This is a genomic window from Pseudomonas sp. FW305-25, from assembly GCF_017351415.1.
In the GTDB taxonomy this organism is placed as follows: Bacteria; Pseudomonadota; Gammaproteobacteria; order Pseudomonadales; family Pseudomonadaceae; genus Aquipseudomonas; species Aquipseudomonas chlororaphis.
This window is the reverse complement of sequence record NZ_JACNDE010000037.1, coordinates 16,422-38,110: the sequence shown is the minus strand read 5'-3', so window position 1 is coordinate 38,110 and position 21,689 is coordinate 16,422. Positions and strand designations below refer to the sequence as shown.

Below are 21,689 nucleotides of genomic sequence, written 5' to 3'. Positions count from 1 at the left end.
ATTTTTTTTCCGCCGCTAAACTTAGTTCGCCCAGGCACGGTCTACAGGACCGCAAATTGAGTGTTTTATCTCCAGAGGCTCTAAAGATGGCAGCAGTACTCGTCGGACAATTTCATGCAAGGGACGCGGAAGGCCGCGTCTATTCGGTGCATGAGTTCCAGGAATCCACCCCCTCGCCAGAGGGCATCGCCGGCTCGGAGCCTGTCACCACCTATCGCCTGGCCATTGGCGATCGCGTCAACAAAATGGACGACAACCAGTTCCTCCTCGTGCAATCGGGCATCACCCTCATTCGCGAACCCGAGACCATCCTTCCTTCATAACGTACCGTTATGAGCAGAAGTCATAGGCGCGGACATGGGTTAGGATTCAGTGTGAATCCCCCACCGGCTGGACATGGACTTCAAGCATGCGTTTACGTCATATCGAAGTGATTCAGGCGCTCCTGCAAACCGGACACCTGGGCACGGCCGCCGAGCTGCTGCAATTGCCGGTGGCCGAGGTGGAAACGATCCTGCGCGACGCCGAAAGCCAATCGGGCTTCATGCTCTTCGCCAGTGTTCGCGGACGCCTGCAAGCCACCCGCGAGGCCCGCGAGCTACAACCGGCGATCGCCACCCTGTATGACGCCTTCGAACCCGTGCAACGCCTGGCCGACAGCCTGAAGCAATACCAGGCGCCGCCCTTGCGCATCATCAGCACCCCGCCCCTGGCCCAGCAACTGTTGCCGCAGAGCATCGCCGCCCTGCGCCGGCGCTTTCCCGACACCCCGTGCCACCTCGCCAGCCAGGCCACCCGCGACATGGTCAAGAGCCTGTTGCTGCGCGAAGGCGACCTGGGCCTGAGCCTGCACAACCCCGATCACCCCGATATCCAGTGCGTGGCCCTGGCCCAGGGCAAGCTGCAATTGCTGGCGCCCCACGGCTGGCTGCAACCGAAGCAGAAGTACATTTCCCTGCAGGACCTGGCGGGCCAGGCCATGGTCGGCCTGGAAGGCCAGGACCCGCTGAGCGTGGCCCTCGACAGCAAGCTGCAGAACCTGCGCCCGAGCCCAAGCATCCACACCCGAGTGCAAACCCACCAGATGATGCGCAGCATGGTCGAGGCCGGCGAAGGCCTGGCGATTGTCGACCCCTTCACCGCCCTCGGGGCGCGCGAAGGCGGGTTGGACGTCTGCCCGCTGTCGCCGCCGATCCCGATCACCCTCTATGCGCTGACCCGCGGCGGCAGTCCATCCTCGCCAACCCTGGAAGCGCTGCTGGAAACCCTCACGGAAAAGGCTGAAGGGATGCTGGCCGGCTAGGCCCCGGCTTGCCGCGCCAGCTCGTCGTTGAACAGCCGATACCAGAAAATCGCCACCTCGGCCGTGGTCGGATCGATCCCGCGGTAACGCAGGTGATCGATGCCGCCGACCACATAACCGCAGCGCTCGTACAAGCGGCAGGCCCCCAGGTTGTTGTTCTGGGTCTCGAGCATGATGCCCGGCAGTTTTTTCTTGCGGCTCCAGAACTGCGCCACATCCAGCAAGGCCTTGGCCACCCCGTGGCGCCGCGCCGGCGCATGTACCGCCAACTCGTCGATATGGGCGTAGCCGTTCCAGTTGGTGCTGACCACCACATGGCCGACCGGCTCGTCGTCCAGGTAGGCCATGAACACCGCGCTGTCGGCGGCATCGCGATAGCTGCTGAACTCTTCGGGGTCGATGCCGTAGCACTTGCGGTACGGGGTAATGGGGTGCAACGGCCACTTGGCCACCACCTGCTCGCTCTGTGCCTGGGCATAGGCGCTGACTTCGAAGCTGAAATCGCTGCCCCAGACATACGCGGCGAAACCGTCGTCGGCAACGCGCACCGACAGGCCGGGGTACTTGGGATTGATCATTGGCTGCATAGCGGGAAACGTCCTCAAACCTTGATGCAATCGACGGTGTACTGCCGCCCATTGCCTTCGTCTTCATGCTGCAATCCATGCACATCCGCGACAAAGCCGGGAAAGCTGCTATCGAACGTACGGGCGAAAGCCAGGTAATCGATGATCGAGCGGGTCGACTCGGTGAAGCGCTCGCCCGGCATGATCAGGGGAATACCCGGCGGGTACGGCACCAGCATCACCGCCGCCACCCGCCCGGCGAGGGCATCGATGGACACAGCCTCGACCTCGCCCCGCACCAACTGATCGTAGGCGTCGGCGGGCTTCATCGCCACCTCCGGCAGCACGGTGTACATGCGCTTGAGGTGCTTGGCCGTGGCATTGCTGCGGTAGCAGGCATGCAACTGATCGCACAGGTCGCGCAGGCCCATGCCCTGGTAACGGGCCATGTCCTGCTGGGCGATACTCGGCAGGCAGGCGGCGAGACTGACGTTGGCGTCGTAGTTGCGCTTGAACTCCAGCAACTCGGTCAGCAGCGTGCTCCACTTGCCTTTGGTGATGCCCATGGAAAACAGCACCAGGAACGAATACAGGCCGGTCTTTTCCACCACCAGGCCGCGCTCCCAGAGAAACTTGCTGACCACCGCCGCCGGGATCCCGCGCTCGCTCAAGGCACCGCCAGCGGTAAGCCCGGGCATCACCAGGGTGACCTTGATCGGGTCCAGCAGCACATAGTCGTCGGTGACCCCGGCGAACCCGTGCCACTCGCCTTCCGGCTCCAGCAGCCAGTCCGCGGTGCTGACCCGGTCGATACCTTCCACCCGCTCCGGTTGCCAGATGGAAAACCACCAGTCGTCGGCGGCGATGTGCTGGCGCAGGTTGGCCAGGGCCCGGCGGAAGCTCAGGGCCTCGTCGAACATTTCCTGCAGCAGCGAGCGCCCCGCCGGCCCCTCCATCATCGCCGAGGCCACGTCCAGCGAGGCGATGATGCTGTACTGCGGCGAGGTGGAGATGTGCATCATGAAGGCTTCGTTGAAGCGGTCGCGGTCCAGCTGCCGGGCGCCGCCGTCCTGCACATGGATCATAGAGGCCTGGCTGAAGGCGGCCAGCAGCTTGTGGGTGGAATGGGTGGTGAACACCAGCGGGCTGTCAGCGCTGCGCGAGGTGCCCATGCCGTAACGCCCCTCGAAGAACTCATGGAAGGCCGCGTAGGCGTACCAGGCCTCGTCGAAATGCAGCACCTCGACGCTGTTGCCCAGGCTCTGCTTGATCAGCTCGGCGTTGTAGCAAAGGCCGTCGTAGGTCGAGTTGGTGACCACCGCCAGCTTGACCTTGGGCGGCCGCCCCTGGGTCAGCGGGTTGGCGTCGATCTTGGCCTGGATCGACTCGCGGCTGAACTCGCTCAGGGGGATCGGGCCGATGATCCCCAGCTCGTTGCGCTCCGGACAGAGGAACAGCGGGATGGCGCCGGTCATGATGATCGAGTGCAGCACCGACTTGTGGCAGTTGCGATCCACCAGCACCAGGTCGTCGCGGCCGACCATGGAATGCCAGACGATCTTGTTGGCGGTCGAGGTGCCGTTGATCACGAAGAAGGTGTGGTCGGCGCCGAAATTGCGCGCCGCCCGCGCCTCGGCTTCCGCCAGGGGCCCGGTGTGATCGAGCAGCGAACCCAGCTCCGGGACCGACACCGACAGGTCCGAACGCAGGGTGTTCTCGCCGAAGAACTGATGGAACGCCTGCCCCACCGGGCTTTTGCGATAGGCCACGCCACCGCCGTGCCCCGGGGTGTGCCAGGAATAGTTGGAGTCGGCCGTGTGCTGCACCAGCGCCTTGAAAAATGGCGGCAACAGGCCATCGAGGTAATTGCGCGCCGCCCGCGCCACCTGGCGCGCCAGGAACGGCACGGTGTCTTCGAACAGGTAAAGAATGCCGCGCAGCTGATTGAGCTCGCTCATGGCGTCGGCCGGGGCGTTTTCCAGGGTCACCTGCTCGCCCAGGGCGAAGATCGGCAGGTTCGGCGCGCGCACCCGGGCCAGGCGGATCAGCTCCACCATGTTCTGCAGCAAGTGGGTGTTTTCCCCGGCGCCTTCGGCGGCGATCAGCATGCAGGCCAGGCCGTGGTGGGTCGAGGCCACCAGCCGCCCTTCGGCGTAGTCCACCGCGGAAAAGATGCTGAAGCCTTCCTGCTCCAATTCCCTGGCAATCCCCCGCACCCGGTCGCCGGCGACGGTGTCGGCCTTGATGTCGCGATGCACGATAAGAACGGGGAATTTCAGGTCTTTGTACATGGCACCAGGCATCCTGAGGCGGCGAACAAGGGTCCGCCAATCACCTCAGGGTAGAAGCTCGGGGGCCGGCGCGGAACCCCGTCAACGACCTCCTGTAACAAAAGGTCGCCCACGAACAACTACTGCTGCTGGGCCTTGGCTTCGGCCAGCTGGGTCCAGAGCGCCGGGGCACCGGCGGATTTGGCGATGATCTCGAGACGCACCTGGTGCTCGACCAGTTCGGCTTCGCTGGCGCGAATGACCCGCCCGCGCTGGCGATCCGCCGACAGGCGACGGATTTCGCTGGCACTGTTGCCCGAACCTTCGCTGCCGTTGCCGTCCGAGGCATTGCCGGCCAGGGACAGGCTGGTCTGGCCGCCGGTCATGGTCAGGTAGACGTCGGCGAGAATCTCCGAGTCGAGCAAGGCGCCGTGCAGCTCACGGCCGGAGTTGTCGACGTCATAGCGCTTGCACAAGGCATCGAGGCTGTTGCGCTGGCCGGGGTGGCGTTCCCGGGCCATCAACAGGGTGTCGAGGATGGTGCAGTGCTGGGTGATGTCGGCGCGGTCGTGCTGGCCCATCAGGGCGAATTCGTTGTTGATGAAGCCAACGTCGAACGCCGCGTTGTGGATGATCAGCTGCGCGCCCTGGATGAACTCGAAGAACTCGTCGGCGACTTCGGCGAAGCGCGGCTTGCCCACCAGGAACTCGTTGGTGATGCCGTGGACGCCGATCGCGCCCTCGTCGCTCTCGCGATCCGGTTGCAGGTAGACGTGGAAATGCCGACCGGTCAGGCGCCGTCCCATCAACTCGACGCAACCGATTTCAATGATCCGGTGGCCGTCGGTCACCGGCATGCCGGTGGTTTCGGTATCGAGTACAACAGATCTGTTGGCCATCAGGGGTCAGTTCTCAACGGTGGAAGTCTTTCAAGGCGCGGGATTTTAGCACGCTCTCGCGCCACCGGGCGCCCCTTGAACGCCGGCCGCGATTTGCCCGAACCCGACCGCCTATCCGGACCTGCGACTGGCGCGGCAATCCTGGCGATATGACACAAGCCATGGCCGGGAGCCTGTCAGGCAGGCCCCGGCCAGCGTTCGCTCATGGCGTCTTCTGGATCAGATTGAAGTCGCGCAGGGCCACATAGGGGTCCCAGTACTCACGCACCTGCTGGATCTGGCCGTTAGCCATGCGCAGGATGGCAATGAAGTTCTGGTGATAAGGCTTGCCGCTGGCCCGGATGACACCGTCGCTGCTGTACTCGAACACGTAGGTGTCCTTGTCGGTCGTCTGCAGGATCGTCCAGCCAGCAGGGTCGCTGTATTTCAGGTTGCCGAGCTGCTTGCTGAAGTTGGTGAAATAGTCGGTCATTTCCTGGCGCCCGCGGTTGACGCGCTTGAAACCGCTGTCCGGGAAGTCGGCGACGGGAGCGTAGGCCAGTTCAAAGGCGCTGTCCGCGGTGTAGTACCTGGCCATCTGCTCCGGATGTTCGGACCAGCCGTTGAGGCTGCGCCAGTAGAAGTCCGCCACCTGCGCCGCGGTGTAGCCCCGGGTCAGGTAATAAAACCCGCCCATTTCCTCGATCTTGCCCTGCACTTGCGCATTGGCGATGCCAACGAACAGCGCCGTACTCGCCAACACACCGATCAACCATCCACGAACGTTTTTCATCATTGCTTCTCCACTGGGTTGGATCGCGGGTCCGGCCTGCTGCTTGCCCGATCCTGGCGGCGGCCCTACCGAGACAAGCGCCGGCCGCCAGTGAGGAGCAGACTAACCAGCGGGCCAGGCGCCTGCTTTGCAGTGGCTGCTGTTGTGTTGACGTTTCTTGCTGACTTGGCGCTCAGGGCCGGCGCAACTCGCTCGGGGCGAGCCCGACGATGCGCCGAAAGGTGCGGGAGAATTGGCTGGCGCCGGCGAAACCGGTATCCAGGGCGATCTGCAACAGGCTGCGGTCGCTGGTGCCGATCAGCTCCTTGGCCCGCTCGACCCGGCAATGCAGCAGGTACTGGTACGGCGACATGCCGTAAGAACGGCGAAACACCCGGGAAAAATGATAGGGGCTCAGGTTGACGAGGTTCGACAGGTCCGCCAGGCGTATCTCGCTGGCCAGGGATGCGCCGATGTAGTCGTCCAGCCGCTGGCGCTGCAACGACCCCAACTCTCCGGCGCCGGCAGGCAGGCCTTCGGGCAAGCGCTGCAACTTGCGCACCTCGTGCATCAACAACATGACCAGGGACTCCAGGTAGAGGGTCTCGGTGTCGCTTTCGCCCGCCACCAGACACAGGCGCTCCAGCAGGCCGCGCAGGAACACGTCATGACAGCTGATCAGCGGCTTGAGGTCCTGTTGGGGCTGGTAGGACGGACAGATCCGGCTCAATTGCGCGTCGTCGACGGACACCAGGACGTAACCGATCCGCGCCCGCTCGCCCGTCCAGCCCTCGAACAGCGCTCGTCCCGGCACGAAATCGATGATCTGGTCCAGCATCCGCGCCCCCGCCAGGCGCTGGCCGTCGATGCTGACCTCGCCATCGCTGACGGCCCCCGGGTGGTAGAGCACGAATTGATGCAGGTCGCGACGCATCTCGAAGCGGTGCGGCCCTTCGGCCACCCGCACGCACTCGATCGCGCCCCAGGGTGGCAGGGCCCGGTGAACCATCCGGGTAATACCCTGCGGGCTGTAGCTCAGGCCTTCGGGCTCGGTGTCCAGCGACTCGCGCAGGAACGCCAGCGTATCGGCATGGGATGAAGCAGGCATGGCAGGCTCCAGCACTATGGGCAAGCCGCTAATTTAACCAGCGCGGGGCGCGTCTCTTCAAATGAGCGCGCTCGACCGCGCGTATTGCGCTACCGTACGCCGCTGACACGCTAGCCATGGATCTTGCCGTGGCCGCCTCTCCACTTTGGCAGGCCGCTTCGATGGCCGGCCCACGCCGGGAATCACCCCCATGATCCAAGCCCGACAGATTATCCCGCTGCTGCTGGCCTCGGCCTTCATCAGCGGTTGCTCATCGCCTCCCGTTGCCGGTCTCGACGCCGGACAAGCCCCCTTGATCGTCGCCCATCGCGCCGGCGCCGCGGACTTTCCCGAGAACACCCTGCTGGCCATCGACAACGCCTTGCGCAACGACGTCGACATGCTCTGGCTGACCGTGCAACTGAGCCGCGACGGCGTGCCGGTGCTGTATCGACCGGCGGACCTGAGCGCCAATACCCCGGCCTCCGGCGCGGTCAGCGAGAAAACCCTGGCGCAGTTGCAAACACTGAATGCCGGCTGGAACTTCAAGCAGACCGCGGCCGATGGCCAGGTGACCTTTCCCTATCGCTCCCAGGCGGCGACCATCCCCTCATTGCAGCAGGCGCTGGCGGCGATCCCCGGCTCGGTGCCGGTCATTCTCGATATGAAGGCCCTGCCCGCCGCGCCCCAGGCCAAGGCGGTCGCCCAGGTGCTGGAGCAGCTGCATGCCTGGAACCGGGTGCTGATCTACTCCACCGATGCCAGCTACCAGCAGGCGTTCGCGCACTATCCGCAGGCGCGGCTGTTCGAGTCCCGGGACAACACCCGGGATCGACTGGCCAGCGTCGCCCTGGCCCACAGCTGCACGGCGCCGCCGGCGCCCGCCAGTTGGGTGGCCTTCGAGTACCGGCGCCCGGTGCAACTGGTCGAGGCCTTCACCCTGGGCGAGGCCCGCTCCAAGGTCGATGCCCGGCTGTGGACGCCCGCCGCGGTGGACTGCTTCCAGTCCCGAGGCAAGGTGCGGATGCTGGCGATCGGGATCAACACCGCCGAGGATTACCAGGCGGCCGCCTGCCTGAAGATGGACGCGGTGCTGGTGGATTCGCCCCGCGCGATGCGGGAAGTGAAGCAGCGGCTCGAACGGCCGCTGCGTTGCAACTGACTACAAGCTCAACGCATCAGGCCTGCTTGTAACCGCGCACCTCGTCGACGCCGCGGTTGGCCAGTTGGTCGGCCCGTTCGTTGCCGTGGTGGCCGGTATGGCCGCGCACCCATTTCCAGGTGACCTGGTGGCGGTTGACCTGCTCATCGAGCTGCTGCCACAGGTCGGCGTTTTTCACCGGTTCCTTGGCCGCGGTTTTCCAGCCGCGCTTTTTCCAGTTGGCCATCCACTCGTTGATGCCTTTCATCACGTACTGCGAGTCGGTGACCAGCACCACCTGGCACTCGCGCTTGAGCTCTTCCAGGCCGCGGATCGCCGCCATCAGCTCCATGCGGTTGTTGGTGGTGTTGGCTTCGCCGCCCCAGAGTTCCTTCTCCACGCCCTTGAACACCAGCAGTGCGCCCCAGCCTCCCGGGCCAGGATTGCCCTTGCAGGCGCCGTCGGTGAAGATTTCTACGCTATCGCTCATGCCAGACTTCCAATCGAAAATACCTGTGGCTTGCCGATCGTCGATCGACAACGCCCAAGCCGGGCAGGTTCGGCCCGGCTGAATTAAAGAGGGGGTTCGCTGTGCCGGCGGTTGACCTTGGCCATCGGCAGCGGCACCAGCTTGCCCATCGGCTCGCGGCGTACCTGGCGCACCGGGCGCAGGCCGACCACTATCTTGCGCGCCACCAGCAGGTAGAAGCCGCCGCCGGACAGTTGCCAGTCGCCGGCCTTGCGCTCCCAGCCGGCCAACCGAGCCTGCCAGGCCGCCGAGGCAAGCGGCGGACGATAGCACCCGAAGCGGCGTTTCTCCAGCGCGAAGCCCAGCAGGTTCAACCAGTCGGCGACCCGCGATGGGGAAATGCAGCGCGCCTTGCGCAAGGCGTCATGGGCGAACGCATGCCGCAGGCCCCAGCTGCTCCAGGGATTGATACCGACGATCAACAGATGCCCGCCCGGTCGCACGGCGCTGGCGGCTTCGCGCAGCAGGCCGTGGGGCGACAGGCAGAAATCCAGGCCGTGCTGCAGCACCACCACATCGGCAGCATGCTCGCTGAGCGGCCAGGCCTGCTCCTCGCAGACGATCTCGACGCCGGGCAGCGGCGCGCCCAGGCGGACATTGCGCTGCACCTGGGGCGCCGCCGGCGGGGTTTGCGCCGACGGGCCGTAATGCACCAGGTAGCCGCCGAAGAAGCGCCCCAGCTCGTCGTCGAGCATGCGCCGTTCTTCATCCAGCAGAAATTGCCCCAGTGGCCCGGACAGCCACTCACGGGCGGCACTGATCAGGGCCAGCCAGTCAGGATCGGCCTGAGCGAACGCTTTATCGGTCATTGCATTCTCCAACCCGCCAAGAAGTTCTAAGATGCGCCAATGTTTTCCGCTTGGCGACTCCAACGATGATACAGATCAGTGCCCTGCCCGCGTTCACCGATAACTACATCTGGTTGTTACAGGACCACAGCCATCAGCGTTGCGCAGTGGTCGACCCGGGTGACGCCGCACCGGTGCAGGCCTGGCTCGCCGAGCACCCGGGCTGGGTGCTGAGCGATATCCTGGTGACCCATCACCACCACGACCATGTCGGCGGTGTCGAACAGCTGAAAAAAGCCAGCGGCGCCAAGGTCTGGGGCCCGGCCAACGAAAACATCCCGGGGCGCGACGTGGCCCTGAACGACAATGACCGGGCCAGCATCCTTGGCTGGGACTTCGACGTCTACGCGGTGCCCGGGCACACCCTGGGGCATATTGCCTACTACCATCACGGCCTGCTGTTTTGCGGCGACACCCTGTTCGCCGCCGGTTGCGGGCGCCTGTTCGAGGGCACGCCGGAGCAAATGCACCATTCGCTGAGCCGCCTGGCCGCGTTGCCCGCGGACACCCTGGTGTACTGCACTCACGAATACACCTTGAGCAACCTGCGTTTTGCCCAGGCGGTGGAACCGGATAACCCGGACATCGCCGAGCGCCTGCGCAAAGTCAGCGAACTGCGGGAAAACAGCCGCATGACCCTGCCCTCCACCCTGGCCCTGGAAAAGCTCACCAATCCTTTCCTGCGTACCGGTGAAACATCCGTTAAACAAAAAGCGGACGAACGGAATGGCCTCGATAACCGGGCCCAGAGTGCGGTTTTTGCTGCCTTGCGGGCTTGGAAAGATAAGTTCTAAGCAGGTTGCGGGTTGGTACGAAAATTCTGAATGGTTGACCGCACCGGGTGCGCTTTCTAGAATCGCCCGACATTTTTGCCCGGAACTTACTTCCAGCCAATGTCGTCATCTATTCGTAAATCCATCAATTCAGACGCATTGACGCGGTTGGCTCAAGCCATCGCGGTGGCTGTGTCCGCCACCCTGGCGGGCTGCCAAAGCACGAGCCACGTCCCGCAAACCGACGCTTCGCACACCCAGAATTTCAACGCCCGCATCAAGCAGAAACCCATCTGGCTGAATGAAAAACCCAGCCCGCAATTGCCCCAGGACGTCTGGGAGCGCATGCGCGAAGGTTTCCAGTTGCAAGAAGGCATCGGCGTCAACCCGCGCATCGAACAGCAGCGCCTGTGGTTCGCCAGCAACCCCTCGTTTCTCGAGAATGCCAGCGAACGCGGCAGCCTCTATATCCATTACATCGTCGAACGCCTTGAAGAACGCAACATGCCGCTGGAGCTGGCCCTGCTGCCAGTGATCGAGAGCGCCTACAACCCGATGGCCTATTCCCGGGCCGACGCGGTAGGCCTCTGGCAGTTCATCCCGTCCACCGGGCGTTCCTTCAACCTGCGCCAGACCCGCTTCTACGATGGCCGTCGCGACATCACCGCCTCGACCACCGCGGCCATGGATTACCTGACCCGCCTGCACGACATGTTCAACGGCGACTGGCTGCTGGCCCTGGCGGCCTACAACGCCGGCGAAGGCACGGTCAGCCGGGCCATCGAGCGCAACGAGAAGCTCGGCCTGCCCACCGACTACTGGAACCTGCCGCTGCCGTCGGAAACCCAGGCCTACGTGCCCAAGCTGCTGGCCCTGTCCCAGGTGGTGCTGGCGCCGGAAGCCTATGGCGTGAACCTGAACCCGATCGCCAACGAACCCTACTTCCAGGTCGTCGAGATCAACCAGCGCATGGACCTGTCCAAGGTCGCCGCGGTGGCCAATATCGACGAAGACGAGCTGTTCCAGCTCAACCCGGCCTTCAAGCAGCGCACCACCATCGACGGTCCCCAGCACCTGCTGGTGCCGACGTCCAAGGCGCAACTGCTGAGCGCCAGCCTGTCGACCATGAAACCCGAAGAGCTGATCAGCCAGCGTTCGTTCAAGCCGGTGTTCGAGGGTGCCGACAGTCGCGAAATGGCCCAGGCCAAGCGCAACTACCGGGTCAAGCGTGGCGATAACCTGTCGCAGATCGCCAAGGCCAACAAGGTCGACGTCAAGGACCTGCAACGCTGGAACAAGCTCAGCGGCAAGCAGCTCAAGGTCGGCCAGACCCTGGTCATGCAGGACACCCGGGCCAAGGCCAGCAGCAAGACCAGCGCCAAGGCTTCCGGCAAGAAGACCCTGGTCGCCCGCGCCGACAAGAAGTCGACCCAGTACAAGGTCAAGCAAGGCGATTCGCTGTACATGGTGGCCAAGCGCTTCAACGTCGAGATGCAGCACCTCAAGCGCTGGAATCCCCGCGCCGGCCAGGCCCTCAAGCCAGGCCAGATGCTGACCGTCTACCTGCCTCACTGATCTGCAGCTCCTGGCGCAGGCCCTCCTGCGCCAGCAAGATCGCCGCGACCGTACCGGTCGATCGCAGCCTTCGGCAGCGGCTACAGATTGCGCTGTATCCAGCGGCGACAAGCAAATGTCGTGGCCATCCCGGGGCGGCCTTTTTCCTGTCGATACAAGCTGTTACTGTACGGAGCACAAAGCCCAAGCCGCCTGGATCGGATCTCTGACTTGATGCGTCCCCTCCTCCTGTCCCTAATCAGTCTGGCCTTGAGCTTTCCCGCAAGCGCAACGATCACTGAAAGTCATGGTTACGCGCAGTTCGGCACGCTCAAGTACCCCGCCAAATTCACCCATTACGACTGGGTCAACCCCGCCGCGCCCAAAGGCGGGACCTTGCGGGTCATGGCGTTTGGCACCTTCGACACCCTCAACCCCTACACCTTCAAGGGCAGCAGCCCGGTTTCCACGCCCAACTTCCTGCAATACGGGGTCAACGAGCTGAACGAGCCGCTGATGGTCGGCACCGGCCAGTACGCGCCGTCCGGCGACGAGCCGACTTCCAGCTACGGCCTGATCGCCCGTTCCGTCGAATACAGCGAAGACCGCAGCTGGGTGGTGTTCAACCTGCGCCCCGAGGCGCGCTTCCACGATGGCCAGCCGATCACCGCCTACGATGTGGCGTTTTCCTATCGGCTGCTGCTCAAGGAAGGCCACCCGCAATACCGCACCAACCTGCAGGAAGTGCAGCGGGTGGACATCCTCGGCCCGCAGCGCATCCGCTTCGTCTTCAAGCGCTCCGGCAACCCGCTGCTGATCCTGCGCCTGGGCGAACTGCCGGTGCTGCCGCAGCACTACTGGAAAGACCGCGATTTCAAGGCCACCACCTTCGAGCCGCCGCTGGGCAGCGGCCCCTACCGCATCACCCGGGTGCAACCGGGGCGCTCGCTGCTGTTCGAGCGGGTCAAGGACTACTGGGGCAAGGACCTGCCGGTCAATCGCGGCTTCAACAATTTCAACAAGGTCGCGGTGGAGTTCTACCGCGACAGCGACGTCGCCTTCGAAGCCTTCAAGGCCGGCGAATTCGACATCTACATCGAACACCAGGCGAAGAACTGGGCCAACGGCTACAACTTCCCCGCGGTCAACCGCGGCGACATCATCAAGGCCCAGGTGGCGCACCAGATCCCGACCCAGACCCAGGGCCTGTTCATGAACAGCCGCCGGGCGATCTTCGCCGAACGCAAGGTGCGCGAGGCCCTGGGCCTGATGTTCGATTTCGAGTGGACCAACCGCACCCTGTTCAGCGGCGCCTACAAGCGCGCGACCAGCTACTACCCCAACAGCGAGTTCTCCGCCACGGGCCTGCCGGTCGGCCATGAATGGCTGCTGCTCTCGCCCTACCGCGAGCAGTTGCCCGCCAGCCTGTTCACCCAGCCCTTCAGCCTGCCGCAGACCGACGGCCGCGGCATCCCGCGGGCGACCCTGCGCCGGGCCCTGGGCCTGCTCGCCGAAGCCGGCTGGAAACTCAACGGCCAGCGCCTGCTCGACAGCAACGGGCAGCCGCTGCGCTTCGAGCTGCTGTTGGTCAACCCGAACCTGGAACGGATCCTCCAGCCCTACGTCGAGAACCTGGCCAGCATCGGCATCGACGCGCGCCTGCGCACCGTGGACCGGGCGCAGTACAAGCAGCGCCTGGACCAGTTCGATTTCGACATGATCCTCATGACCCTGAACCAGACCCTCAGCCCGGGCCTGGAGCAATGGCAGTACTTCCACTCCAGCCAGGTCGGGGTCAAGGGCAGCAAGAACTATGCGGGCATCGACAATCCCATCGTCGATCACCTGCTGGAACGCCTGCTCGCCGCGCAGAGCCGCGACGAGCAACTGGCCGCCGGTCGGGCCCTGGATCGGGTGCTGCTGTGGCAGCACTACATCATCCCCAACTGGTACCTCAACTATCATCGCCTGGCGTACCGCAACCGGTTCGCCTTCGTCACTACGCCGCCCTACCAACTGGGCCTGAGCGCCTGGTGGCTGAAGTCTCTGGAGAAAGCCCAATGATGCCCCTGCGTACCCTGCTCCCGTGGGCCGGCGGCGTGCTGCTGACGGGGATCGCCTGCCTCGTCCAGGCCGCTCCGCAACACGCCCTGACCCTGTACAACGAACCGCCGAAGTACCCGGCGAACTTCAAGCACTTCGCCTACGTCAACCCGGACGCGCCCAAGGGCGGCACCTTCCGCGAGTCCGGCTTCGGCGGCTTCGACAGCCTCAACCCGTTCATCAACAAAGGCGTGCCGGCGGACAATATCGGCCTGATCTACGACACCCTGATGCGCCAGAGCCTGGACGAACCCTTCACCGAGTACGGCCTGATTGCCGGACAGATCGAGAAAGCCCCGGACAACAGCTGGGTGCGTTTCTACCTGCGCCCCGAGGCGCGCTTCCACGACGGCCATCCGATCCGAGCCGAAGACGTGGTGTTCAGCTTCCAGACCCTGATGCAGGCCGGCGCGCCGATGTACCGCGGCTACTACGCCGACGTCGAGGACGTGATCGCCGAAGACCCGCTCAAGGTGCTGTTCAAGTTCAAGCACACCAACAATCGCGAGCTGCCGCTGATTCTCGGGCAGCTGTCGATACTGCCCAAGCACTGGTGGGAACACCGCGACTTTTCCAAGGGCAACCTGGAAATCCCCCTCGGCAGCGGCCCGTACAAGGTGGCCGAGGTCAAGGCCGGACGCTCGGTGCGCTATGAGCGGGTCAAGGATTACTGGGGCAAGGACCTGCCGATCAACCGCGGCCAGTTCAACTTTGACGTCATGGCCACCGACTATTACCGCGACAACACCGTGGCCCTGGAAGCCCTCAAGGCCGGCCAGTTCGACTACTGGCTGGAGACCAGCGCGAAAAACTGGGCCAACGCCTACAACATCCCGGCCGTAGCCGAAGGCCGGCTGATCAAGGAACAGATCCCCAACGGCAACCCCACCGGCATGCAGGGCTTCGTCTACAACATCCGCCGCCCGCTGTTCCAGGATGTGCGGGTGCGCAAGGCCCTGAGCCTGCTGCTGGACTTCGAATGGACCAACAAGCAACTGTTCAACGGTGCCTACACCCGCACCCGCAGCTACTTCGAGAATTCGGAAATGGCCGCCACCGGCTTGCCCGACGCCGACGAACTGCAGATTCTCGAACCGCTGCGCGGCAAGATCCCCGACCAGGTCTTCACTGAAGCCTTCCAGCCCTCGGTGTGCGATGGCAGCGGCATGATCCGCGCCCAGCAGCGCCATGCCTACCAGCTGCTGCAGGAAGCCGGCTGGCGCATCGTCGACGACAAGATGGTCGACGCCCAGGGCAAGCCGGTGGTGATCGAGTTCCTCCTGGCCCAGACCGAGTTCGAGCGCGTGCTGCTGCCGTTCAAGCGCAACCTCGCGGACCTGGGGATCGACCTGGTGATCCGCCGGGTCGACGTTTCCCAGTACATCAACCGCCTGCGCTCGCGGGACTTCGACATGGTGGTCGGCGGCTTCCCGCAATCGAGTTCGCCGGGCAACGAGCAGCGCGAATACTGGAAGTCCTCCAGCGCCGACAACCCCGGCAGCCGCAACTTCATCGGCCTCAAGGACCCGACCATCGATGCCCTGGTGGAAGACCTGATCAACGCCGACTCGCGCAAGAGCCTGGTGGCCCATGCCCGAGCCCTCGACCGGGTGCTGCAATGGGGCTACTACGTGATTCCCAACTGGCACATCAAGACCTGGCGCGTGGCCTATTGGGATCACATAGGCCACCCGAGCGTCTCGCCCAAGTACGACGTCGGCATCCAGACCTGGTGGATCAAGCCCGACGCCAAGCCGGCCGTGACCCCGGACACCCACTCGCAGGCCGCCCCCGACGGCGTGGAGCAATAAGATGCTGGCCTACATTCTGCGGCGACTGCTGCTGATCATCCCCACGCTGTTCGGCATCCTGCTGATCAACTTCGTGATCATCCAGGCCGCGCCCGGCGGCCCGGTGGAACAGATGATCGCCAAACTCGAGGGTTTCGAAGGCGCCACCAGCCGGATCGCCGGCGGCGGCGCCGAAGTCTCGGTGGCCGGGTCCAGCTACCGCGGGGCCCAGGGCCTGGACCCGGCCCTGGTCAAGGAAATCGAGAAGATGTACGGCTTCGACAAGTCGGCGCCGGAACGCCTGTGGATCATGATCAAGAACTACGCGACCCTGGATTTCGGCGACAGCTTCTTTCGCGACGCCAAGGTGGTCGACCTGATCCGCGAGAAACTCCCGGTGTCGATCTCCCTGGGGCTGTGGAGCACCCTGATCATGTACCTGGTGTCGATCCCCCTGGGGATCGCCAAGGCCACCCGCCACGGCAGCCACTTCGACGTCTGGACCAGCTCGGCGATCATCGTCGGCTACGCGATCCCGGCGTTCCTGTTCGCCATCCTGCTGATCGTGATGTTCGCCGGCGGCAGTTATTTCGACTGGTTCCCGCTGCGCGGCCTGACCTCGAACAACTTCGACCAGCTGAGCTGGGGCGGCAAGATCCTCGACTACTTCTGGCACCTGGCGCTGCCGGTGACCGCCCTGGTGATCGGTAACTTCGCCACCATGACCCTACTGACCAAGAACAGCTTCCTCGACGAGATCAACAAGCAGTACGTGGTCACCGCCCGGGCCAAGGGCCTGACCAGGCGCCGTGTGCTCTACGGCCATGTGTTCCGCAACGCCATGCTGCTGGTGATCGCCGGTTTCCCCTCGGCCTTCATCGGCATCTTCTTTACCGGATCCTTGCTGGTGGAGGTGATCTTCTCCCTCGACGGCCTGGGCTTGATGAGCTTCGAGGCGGCGATCAACCGTGATTACCCGGTGGTGTTCGGCACCCTGTTTATCTTCACCCTGCTGGGGCTGGTGGTGAAACTGATCGGCGACCTGACCTACACCCTGGTCGACCCACGCATCGACTTCGAAAGCCGGGAGCATTGAGATGAACCTGTCCCCCCTCAATCGCCGGCGTTTCGAGCTGTTCAAGGCCAACAAGCGCGGCTGGTGGTCGCTGTGGCTGTTCCTGATCCTGTTTGGCGCCAGCCTTGGCGCCGAGCTGATCGCCAACGACAAGCCGCTGGTGGTGCACTACGACGACGGCTGGTACTTCCCGGCGCTCAAGCGCTACCCGGAAACCACCTTCGGCGGCGAGTTCCCCCTGGAGGCCAACTACAAGAGCCCGTACATCCGCGAACTGCTGGCGGCCAAGGACGCCTGGGTGCTGTGGGCGCCGATCCCGTTCAGCTACCAGAGCATCAACTACGACCTGAAAGTCCCGGCCCCCGCGCCGCCCTCGGCGGACAACCTGCTGGGCACCGACGACCAGGGCCGCGATGTGCTGGCGCGAGTGATCTACGGCTTCCGGGTCTCGGTGCTGTTCGCCCTGACCCTGACCGTGCTCAGTTCGATCATCGGCGTCATCGCCGGGGCGCTGCAGGGCTTCTATGGCGGCTGGGTCGACCTGGCCGGGCAGCGCTTCCTGGAGATCTGGTCCGGGCTGCCGGTGCTCTACCTGTTGATCATCCTCGCCAGCTTCGTGCAGCCGAACTTCTGGTGGCTGCTGGGGATCATGCTGCTGTTCTCCTGGATGAGCCTGGTGGACGTGGTGCGCGCCGAGTTCCTGCGCGGGCGCAACCTGGAATACGTGCGCGCCGCCCGCGCCCTGGGCATGCAGAACGGCGCGATCATGTTCCGCCATATCCTGCCCAACGCCATGGTCTCGACCATGACCTTCATGCCGTTCATCCTCACCGGCGCCATCGGCACCCTGACCGCCCTCGACTTCCTCGGTTTCGGCCTGCCCCCCGGCGCGCCGTCCCTGGGCGAACTGGTGGCCCAGGGCAAATCCAACCTGCAGGCGCCGTGGCTGGGCATCAGCGCCTTTGCCGTGCTGGCGATCATGTTGAGCCTGCTGGTATTTATCGGCGAGTCCGCTCGCGATGCCTTCGACCCGAGGAAATGAAATGAATCAGGACAATCTGATCGAAGTCCGCGACCTCGCCGTCGAATTTGGCGTCGGCGCCCACACGCAACGGGTGGTCGAGGGCATCAGCTTCGATATCAAGCGCGGCGAAACCCTGGCCCTGGTGGGCGAAAGCGGCTCTGGAAAATCGGTGACCGCGCACTCGATCCTGCGCCTCTTGCCCTACCCGCTGGCCCGCCATCCGTCCGGGACCATCCAGTACGCCGGCCAGGATTTGCTGACCCAGAAAGAAAAAACCATCCGGCATATTCGCGGCAACCGCATCGCCATGATCTTCCAGGAGCCGATGACCTCGCTCAACCCGCTGCACAGCATCGAGAAGCAGATCAACGAGGTGCTGGGCCTGCACAAGGGCCTGATCGGCAAGGTCGCCACCCGGCGCACCCTGGAGCTGCTGGAACTGGTGGGCATCCCCGAGCCGCACAAGCGCCTCAAGGCCCTGCCCCACGAGCTGTCCGGCGGCCAGCGGCAACGGGTGATGATCGCCATGGCCCTGGCCAACGAACCGGAACTGCTGATCGCCGACGAGCCGACCACCGCCCTCGACGTCACCGTGCAACTGAAAATCCTCGAACTGCTCAAGGAGCTGCAAGCGCGCCTGGGCATGGCCTTGCTGCTGATCAGCCACGACCTCAACCTGGTCCGGCGCATCGCCCACCGCGTCTGCGTGATGCAGCGCGGCTGCATCGTCGAACAGGCGTCCTGCGAAGAGCTGTTCCGCGCGCCGCAGCATCCCTACACCCGCGAACTGCTGGCGGCCGAGCCCAGCGGCAAGCCGGCGAGCAACGTGGTCGGCCCGCCGCTGTTGCAGGTCGAGGATCTGAAGGTCTGGTTCCCGATCAAGAAAGGCCTGCTGCGCCACACCGTCGACCATGTGAAGGCGGTGGACGGCATCAACTTCAGCCTGCCCCAGGGCCAGACCCTGGGCATCGTCGGCGAAAGCGGCTCGGGCAAATCCACCCTGGGCCTGGCGATCCTGCGCCTGATCGCCAGCAAGGGCGCCATCCGCTTCGAAGGCCAGCAACTGGACGGCCTGTCGCAGCAGCAGGTGCGGCCGTTGCGCCGGGAGATGCAGGTGGTATTCCAGGACCCCTTCGGCAGCCTCAGCCCGCGCATGTGCGTGAGCCAGATCGTCGGCGAAGGCCTGCGCATCCACAAGATCGGCAGCGCCGCCGAGCAGGAACAGGCGATCATCGAAGCGCTCAAGGAAGTGGGGCTGGACCCGGAAACCCGGCACCGCTACCCCCACGAGTTCTCCGGCGGCCAGCGCCAGCGCATCGCCATCGCCCGCGCCCTGGTGCTCAAGCCGGCGCTGATCCTGCTGGATGAGCCGACCTCGGCCCTCGACCGCACCGTGCAGCGCCAGGTGGTGGAGCTGCTGCGCAAGCTGCAGGCCAAGTACAACCTGACCTACCTGTTCATCAGTCACGACCTGGCGGTGGTCAAGGCCCTGAGCCACCAGTTGATGGTGGTCAAGCATGGCCAGGTGGTGGAGCAAGGCGACGCACAGCACATCTTCGCCGCGCCGCAGCATCCCTACACCCGGCAGTTGCTGGAGGCCGCGTTCCTGGTGCCGGCCAGCGAGGCATGAGCGCTCGCTGGCCTGCTGTACCGGCCGGCGAGCGCGGATGCAGCAGTGACCGGCAGGCACCTCACGGCCGCAATCATCTGGGCCAGGTATCGGCTGCCTAGGCGACGCAGATGCCCGGTACCGCGACCTTCTGGAACAGATGCGGGGAAGCGACCGCCGAGGACGGATAGTGCGAAAGCTTGGCCCTGAACTCCGGATGCACGAAGGCCGCCCGGAAATGCGCGTTGGACTCCCATACCGCGTAATTGAGATAGGTCGGGCTTTCGCCGATGGCGCGATGCAGCTGGGTGGAAATGAACCCCGGCTGTTGCTTCATAAAACTGGCATCGTCTTGCCAGGCCTGCAGGAAGGTTGGCTCGTCGGCCTGGTCCAGGGTGAAGACGTTGATCAGGATGACCGGCGCGGCTTCGAGCGTAATCTGGCGGTCGATCGGAAAGGCGGGGTCCATAGGGCGAATGAGAGACATGGCAGGCTCCAGGTGTGAGGGCTGAATTCGTAATCAAATTGCTATATTGACATCATAATGTCAATATCCCTGAAGAATCATTTTGTCTGGATAACAACGTTATGCACGAACCTGAACCCACCCCCGCCGGGGCTGCCCTGACCGACTTCATTCTGAGTATGTTCCGGGCAAGCAACCTGACGCTGGCCTGGGGCGACCGGATAGTCGCCCCCCTCGGGCTGACCAGCGCCCGCTGGCAGATTCTGGGCGCGATCGTGGCGGCAGAGCGCCCGCAGCCGGTCGCCTGGCTCGCTCGGGACCTGGAGGCCAACCGACAGAATGTCCAGCGCATCGTCAACGATCTGGAGAAGGAAGGACTGGTGACCTTCCAGCCCAACCCGCATCACCGGCGCGCGCAGCTCGTGACGCTGACAGACAAGGGTACGGCAGCCTTCAATGAGGCCATCCGCCTGTACACCCCGCTGGTCAACGATTTGTCGGCCGGACTTGAAGTTGAAGACATTCAAACGGCCCTGCGCGTGATCACCGAGTTGCGAAACAGGCTCCAAGGGCAGGCTGGCACCGAGCAATAACCCGCCGTATTGCGTCTCGGCCCAACATTCACGCCTTGAACAGCGGCCCGCGGCCCGGTCTGCTCATGGTCTGGTCGGCGTCCGCCAGCAAGGTTTCCACATCGGCCGGCCGGGCCGGATCGAACTCGATCTGGCCGATGCTGAAGCAGATGTCGTAAATGCACTGCTGGGTGGCGGTGCGCTCGTCGAGGATGGCCTGCAGGCGGGTGATGATCGCCAGCTTTTCCATCCGTTCCGAGCCGGTCAGCAGCACCGCGAAACGCTGGTACTCCAGATGCCCGACCACGTCGCTTTCGCGAAAGGCGATGCGCAGGCCGTCGGCGAAGGTCTTGAGCGCCGCCTCGCCTTCTTCCGACCCATAAGCGCGGGCGATACGGTAGATGTCGTCAAGATCGAACAGCAGCAAGGTCGCCGGGCAGTTCAGGTCCTTGCAGGCCTGCAGCGCATCGCCGGCCAGCACCGCAAAGCCGTGCGAGTTGGGCAGCAGGGTCAGTTTATCGAGGTTGGCTACCTGCACCGCGGCCAGCTCCTGCTCGGCCCGGCGGTTCTGATCGCGCAACAGTTGCCGGGACGGGTCGTCCGCCTCCGGGGATGGCACCTGGTTCGGTGCCTGGACAGGCTTGTCTGGGGAAAACATCGCACACTCCATTGGCGGGTATCACCTATAGAGCTTAGTTGCCGAGGCCTGCGACTGCCCCGCAACCAGCCCTCGCTGGGGGCCCCTGGCGTCAACTTCCGACCGCCGGACAGGGTCCGCCCGCCTCGGCCCAGAGCTTGAACTGGCTGACGAACACGTCGTGGGGCACCGGTACCGGCGCGCGGTTGCCACCGGGGTTCCAGCCCCAGAGCACCAGCTTGTCTTCGCTGACATGCTTGATCAGCGCGGCAAAGTCGCGATCGCCGTTGCTGGCCTTGTCCTTGATCATCTGGCACAGGCGGTCGGCCGGCAGGCCGATCCAGGCCATCTTGTGCGCCGCCGGCGGCAGGCTCCAGTGTGGTGCCCCCGGCGGTGCGTGCGGGCCGTAGCTGGCCGGCGGGTTGCTTGCGCCATGGCAGGTGGCGCACGGCAGCCCCGCCGCGCCCTTGCCGTCCAGGCCACGGACCACGGCCATGGCATGGGGCGTGCCGGCGTCGAACTGCAAGGGCGCATCCCCGGGAATATGGCAATTCTGGCAGCGCGGGCTCTGGAACACCTTCTGCACCGTCGCGAACGCCGCCAGCGCCGGGTCATCGGCGGCGAACAGGTCCGAGGCATAACCGCCCAGGCCGACCAGGATCAGCGAACCGAGGAACAGGTGGCGTTTCATC

General features: G+C 64.5%; 21 protein-coding genes. 11 read left to right on the top strand and 10 right to left on the bottom strand.

Annotated elements, in window-relative coordinates; genetic code table 11:
* Positions 1 to 86: 86 nt before the first annotated feature.
* Both J4E58_RS26125 and J4E58_RS26120 read left to right on the top strand, forming a co-directional pair.
* Entirely contained in the window at positions 87 to 323 is a 237-nt protein-coding gene (locus J4E58_RS26125; protein WP_025809195.1) for a hypothetical protein, read from the top strand.
* Between the two features lie 86 nt (positions 324 to 409).
* Entirely contained in the window at positions 410 to 1,303 is an 894-nt protein-coding gene (locus J4E58_RS26120; protein ID WP_087092869.1) for a LysR substrate-binding domain-containing protein, read from the top strand.
* On the opposite strand, the gene J4E58_RS26115 is transcribed toward J4E58_RS26120, so the two are convergent.
* The 5 genes from J4E58_RS26115 to J4E58_RS26095 all read right to left on the bottom strand — a co-directional run bounded on the left by J4E58_RS26115 (position 1,300) and on the right by J4E58_RS26095 (position 6,897).
* Positions 1,300 to 1,890 carry a GNAT family N-acetyltransferase gene (locus tag J4E58_RS26115; RefSeq protein WP_007920929.1) on the bottom strand — a complete coding sequence of 197 codons (591 nt, stop codon included), beginning with the start codon at positions 1,888 to 1,890 and terminating at the stop codon, positions 1,300 to 1,302. The two genes, J4E58_RS26120 and J4E58_RS26115, sit on opposite strands and share 4 nt — an antisense overlap.
* Positions 1,891 to 1,904: 14 nt before the next feature.
* A complete protein-coding gene (locus J4E58_RS26110; protein WP_009043597.1) occupies positions 1,905 to 4,160 on the bottom strand; it encodes an arginine/lysine/ornithine decarboxylase in 2,256 nt (751 codons plus the stop codon).
* A 119-nt stretch (positions 4,161 to 4,279) separates the two neighbouring features.
* The gene (gene dnaQ, locus J4E58_RS26105; RefSeq protein WP_087092867.1) at positions 4,280 to 5,038 is read right to left on the bottom strand and encodes a DNA polymerase III subunit epsilon; all 759 of its coding nucleotides are present in this window, start codon (positions 5,036 to 5,038) and stop codon (positions 4,280 to 4,282) included.
* A gap of 202 nt (positions 5,039 to 5,240) precedes the next feature.
* Positions 5,241 to 5,810: a nuclear transport factor 2 family protein gene (locus J4E58_RS26100; protein ID WP_158247365.1), complete on the bottom strand. Its 570-nt coding sequence runs from the start codon at positions 5,808 to 5,810 to the stop codon at positions 5,241 to 5,243.
* Between the two features lie 172 nt (positions 5,811 to 5,982).
* On the bottom strand, positions 5,983 to 6,897 hold the full coding sequence (locus J4E58_RS26095) for an AraC family transcriptional regulator (protein WP_087092863.1): 915 nt from the start codon (positions 6,895 to 6,897) through the stop codon (positions 5,983 to 5,985).
* A 190-nt stretch (positions 6,898 to 7,087) separates the two neighbouring features.
* Between J4E58_RS26095 and J4E58_RS26090 the strand changes: the two genes are divergently transcribed.
* A complete protein-coding gene (locus J4E58_RS26090) occupies positions 7,088 to 8,038 on the top strand; it encodes a glycerophosphodiester phosphodiesterase family protein (RefSeq protein ID WP_087092861.1) in 951 nt (316 codons plus the stop codon).
* Positions 8,039 to 8,054: 16 nt separating this feature from the next.
* Here J4E58_RS26090 and rnhA read toward each other — a convergent pair whose 3' ends face one another.
* Positions 8,055 to 8,507 (bottom strand): ribonuclease HI, encoded by a 453-nt coding sequence (gene rnhA / locus J4E58_RS26085; protein WP_007920943.1) that lies wholly within the window; start codon positions 8,505 to 8,507, stop codon positions 8,055 to 8,057.
* An 83-nt stretch (positions 8,508 to 8,590) separates the two neighbouring features.
* A complete protein-coding gene (locus J4E58_RS26080; protein WP_007920945.1) occupies positions 8,591 to 9,355 on the bottom strand; it encodes a class I SAM-dependent methyltransferase in 765 nt (254 codons plus the stop codon).
* Positions 9,356 to 9,420: 65 nt separating this feature from the next.
* On the opposite strand from J4E58_RS26080, the gene gloB reads away from it, so the two are divergent.
* From gloB to J4E58_RS26045, 7 genes are all read left to right on the top strand, one after another.
* Positions 9,421 to 10,188, top strand: coding sequence for a hydroxyacylglutathione hydrolase (gloB, locus tag J4E58_RS26075; RefSeq protein WP_087092860.1), 768 nt, complete (start codon positions 9,421 to 9,423; stop codon positions 10,186 to 10,188).
* A 99-nt stretch (positions 10,189 to 10,287) separates the two neighbouring features.
* On the top strand, positions 10,288 to 11,742 hold the full coding sequence (locus J4E58_RS26070) for a transglycosylase SLT domain-containing protein (protein ID WP_087092858.1): 1,455 nt from the start codon (positions 10,288 to 10,290) through the stop codon (positions 11,740 to 11,742).
* A gap of 213 nt (positions 11,743 to 11,955) precedes the next feature.
* Positions 11,956 to 13,785 (top strand): extracellular solute-binding protein, encoded by a 1,830-nt coding sequence (locus J4E58_RS26065; RefSeq protein ID WP_087092856.1) that lies wholly within the window; start codon positions 11,956 to 11,958, stop codon positions 13,783 to 13,785.
* Positions 13,782 to 15,635, top strand: a complete 1,854-nt coding sequence (locus J4E58_RS26060; RefSeq protein WP_087092854.1) for an extracellular solute-binding protein — start codon at positions 13,782 to 13,784, stop codon at positions 15,633 to 15,635. The genes J4E58_RS26065 and J4E58_RS26060 overlap by 4 nt, the downstream gene beginning before the upstream one ends.
* A 1-nt stretch (position 15,636) precedes the next feature.
* The gene (locus tag J4E58_RS26055; protein WP_007920957.1) at positions 15,637 to 16,710 is read left to right on the top strand and encodes a microcin C ABC transporter permease YejB; all 1,074 of its coding nucleotides are present in this window, start codon (positions 15,637 to 15,639) and stop codon (positions 16,708 to 16,710) included.
* Between the two features lies 1 nt (position 16,711).
* Entirely contained in the window at positions 16,712 to 17,731 is a 1,020-nt protein-coding gene (locus tag J4E58_RS26050) for an ABC transporter permease (protein ID WP_007920958.1), read from the top strand.
* A gap of 1 nt (position 17,732) precedes the next feature.
* Positions 17,733 to 19,343: an ABC transporter ATP-binding protein gene (locus J4E58_RS26045; protein ID WP_087092851.1), complete on the top strand. Its 1,611-nt coding sequence runs from the start codon at positions 17,733 to 17,735 to the stop codon at positions 19,341 to 19,343.
* A 97-nt stretch (positions 19,344 to 19,440) separates the two neighbouring features.
* Here the strand turns inward: J4E58_RS26045 and J4E58_RS26040 are convergent, their stop codons facing one another.
* A complete protein-coding gene (locus J4E58_RS26040) occupies positions 19,441 to 19,809 on the bottom strand; it encodes an antibiotic biosynthesis monooxygenase (protein WP_007920961.1) in 369 nt (122 codons plus the stop codon).
* Positions 19,810 to 19,910: 101 nt separating this feature from the next.
* On the opposite strand from J4E58_RS26040, the gene J4E58_RS26035 reads away from it, so the two are divergent.
* Positions 19,911 to 20,381, top strand: coding sequence for a MarR family winged helix-turn-helix transcriptional regulator (locus J4E58_RS26035; RefSeq protein WP_087092849.1), 471 nt, complete (start codon positions 19,911 to 19,913; stop codon positions 20,379 to 20,381).
* 28 nt (positions 20,382 to 20,409) lie between these two features.
* Here J4E58_RS26035 and J4E58_RS26030 read toward each other — a convergent pair whose 3' ends face one another.
* Both J4E58_RS26030 and J4E58_RS26025 read right to left on the bottom strand, forming a co-directional pair.
* On the bottom strand, positions 20,410 to 21,018 hold the full coding sequence (locus tag J4E58_RS26030; RefSeq protein WP_087092847.1) for a GGDEF domain-containing protein: 609 nt from the start codon (positions 21,016 to 21,018) through the stop codon (positions 20,410 to 20,412).
* A 91-nt stretch (positions 21,019 to 21,109) separates the two neighbouring features.
* On the bottom strand, positions 21,110 to 21,688 hold the full coding sequence (locus tag J4E58_RS26025) for a hypothetical protein (protein WP_087092845.1): 579 nt from the start codon (positions 21,686 to 21,688) through the stop codon (positions 21,110 to 21,112).
* Position 21,689 lies beyond the last annotated feature (1 nt).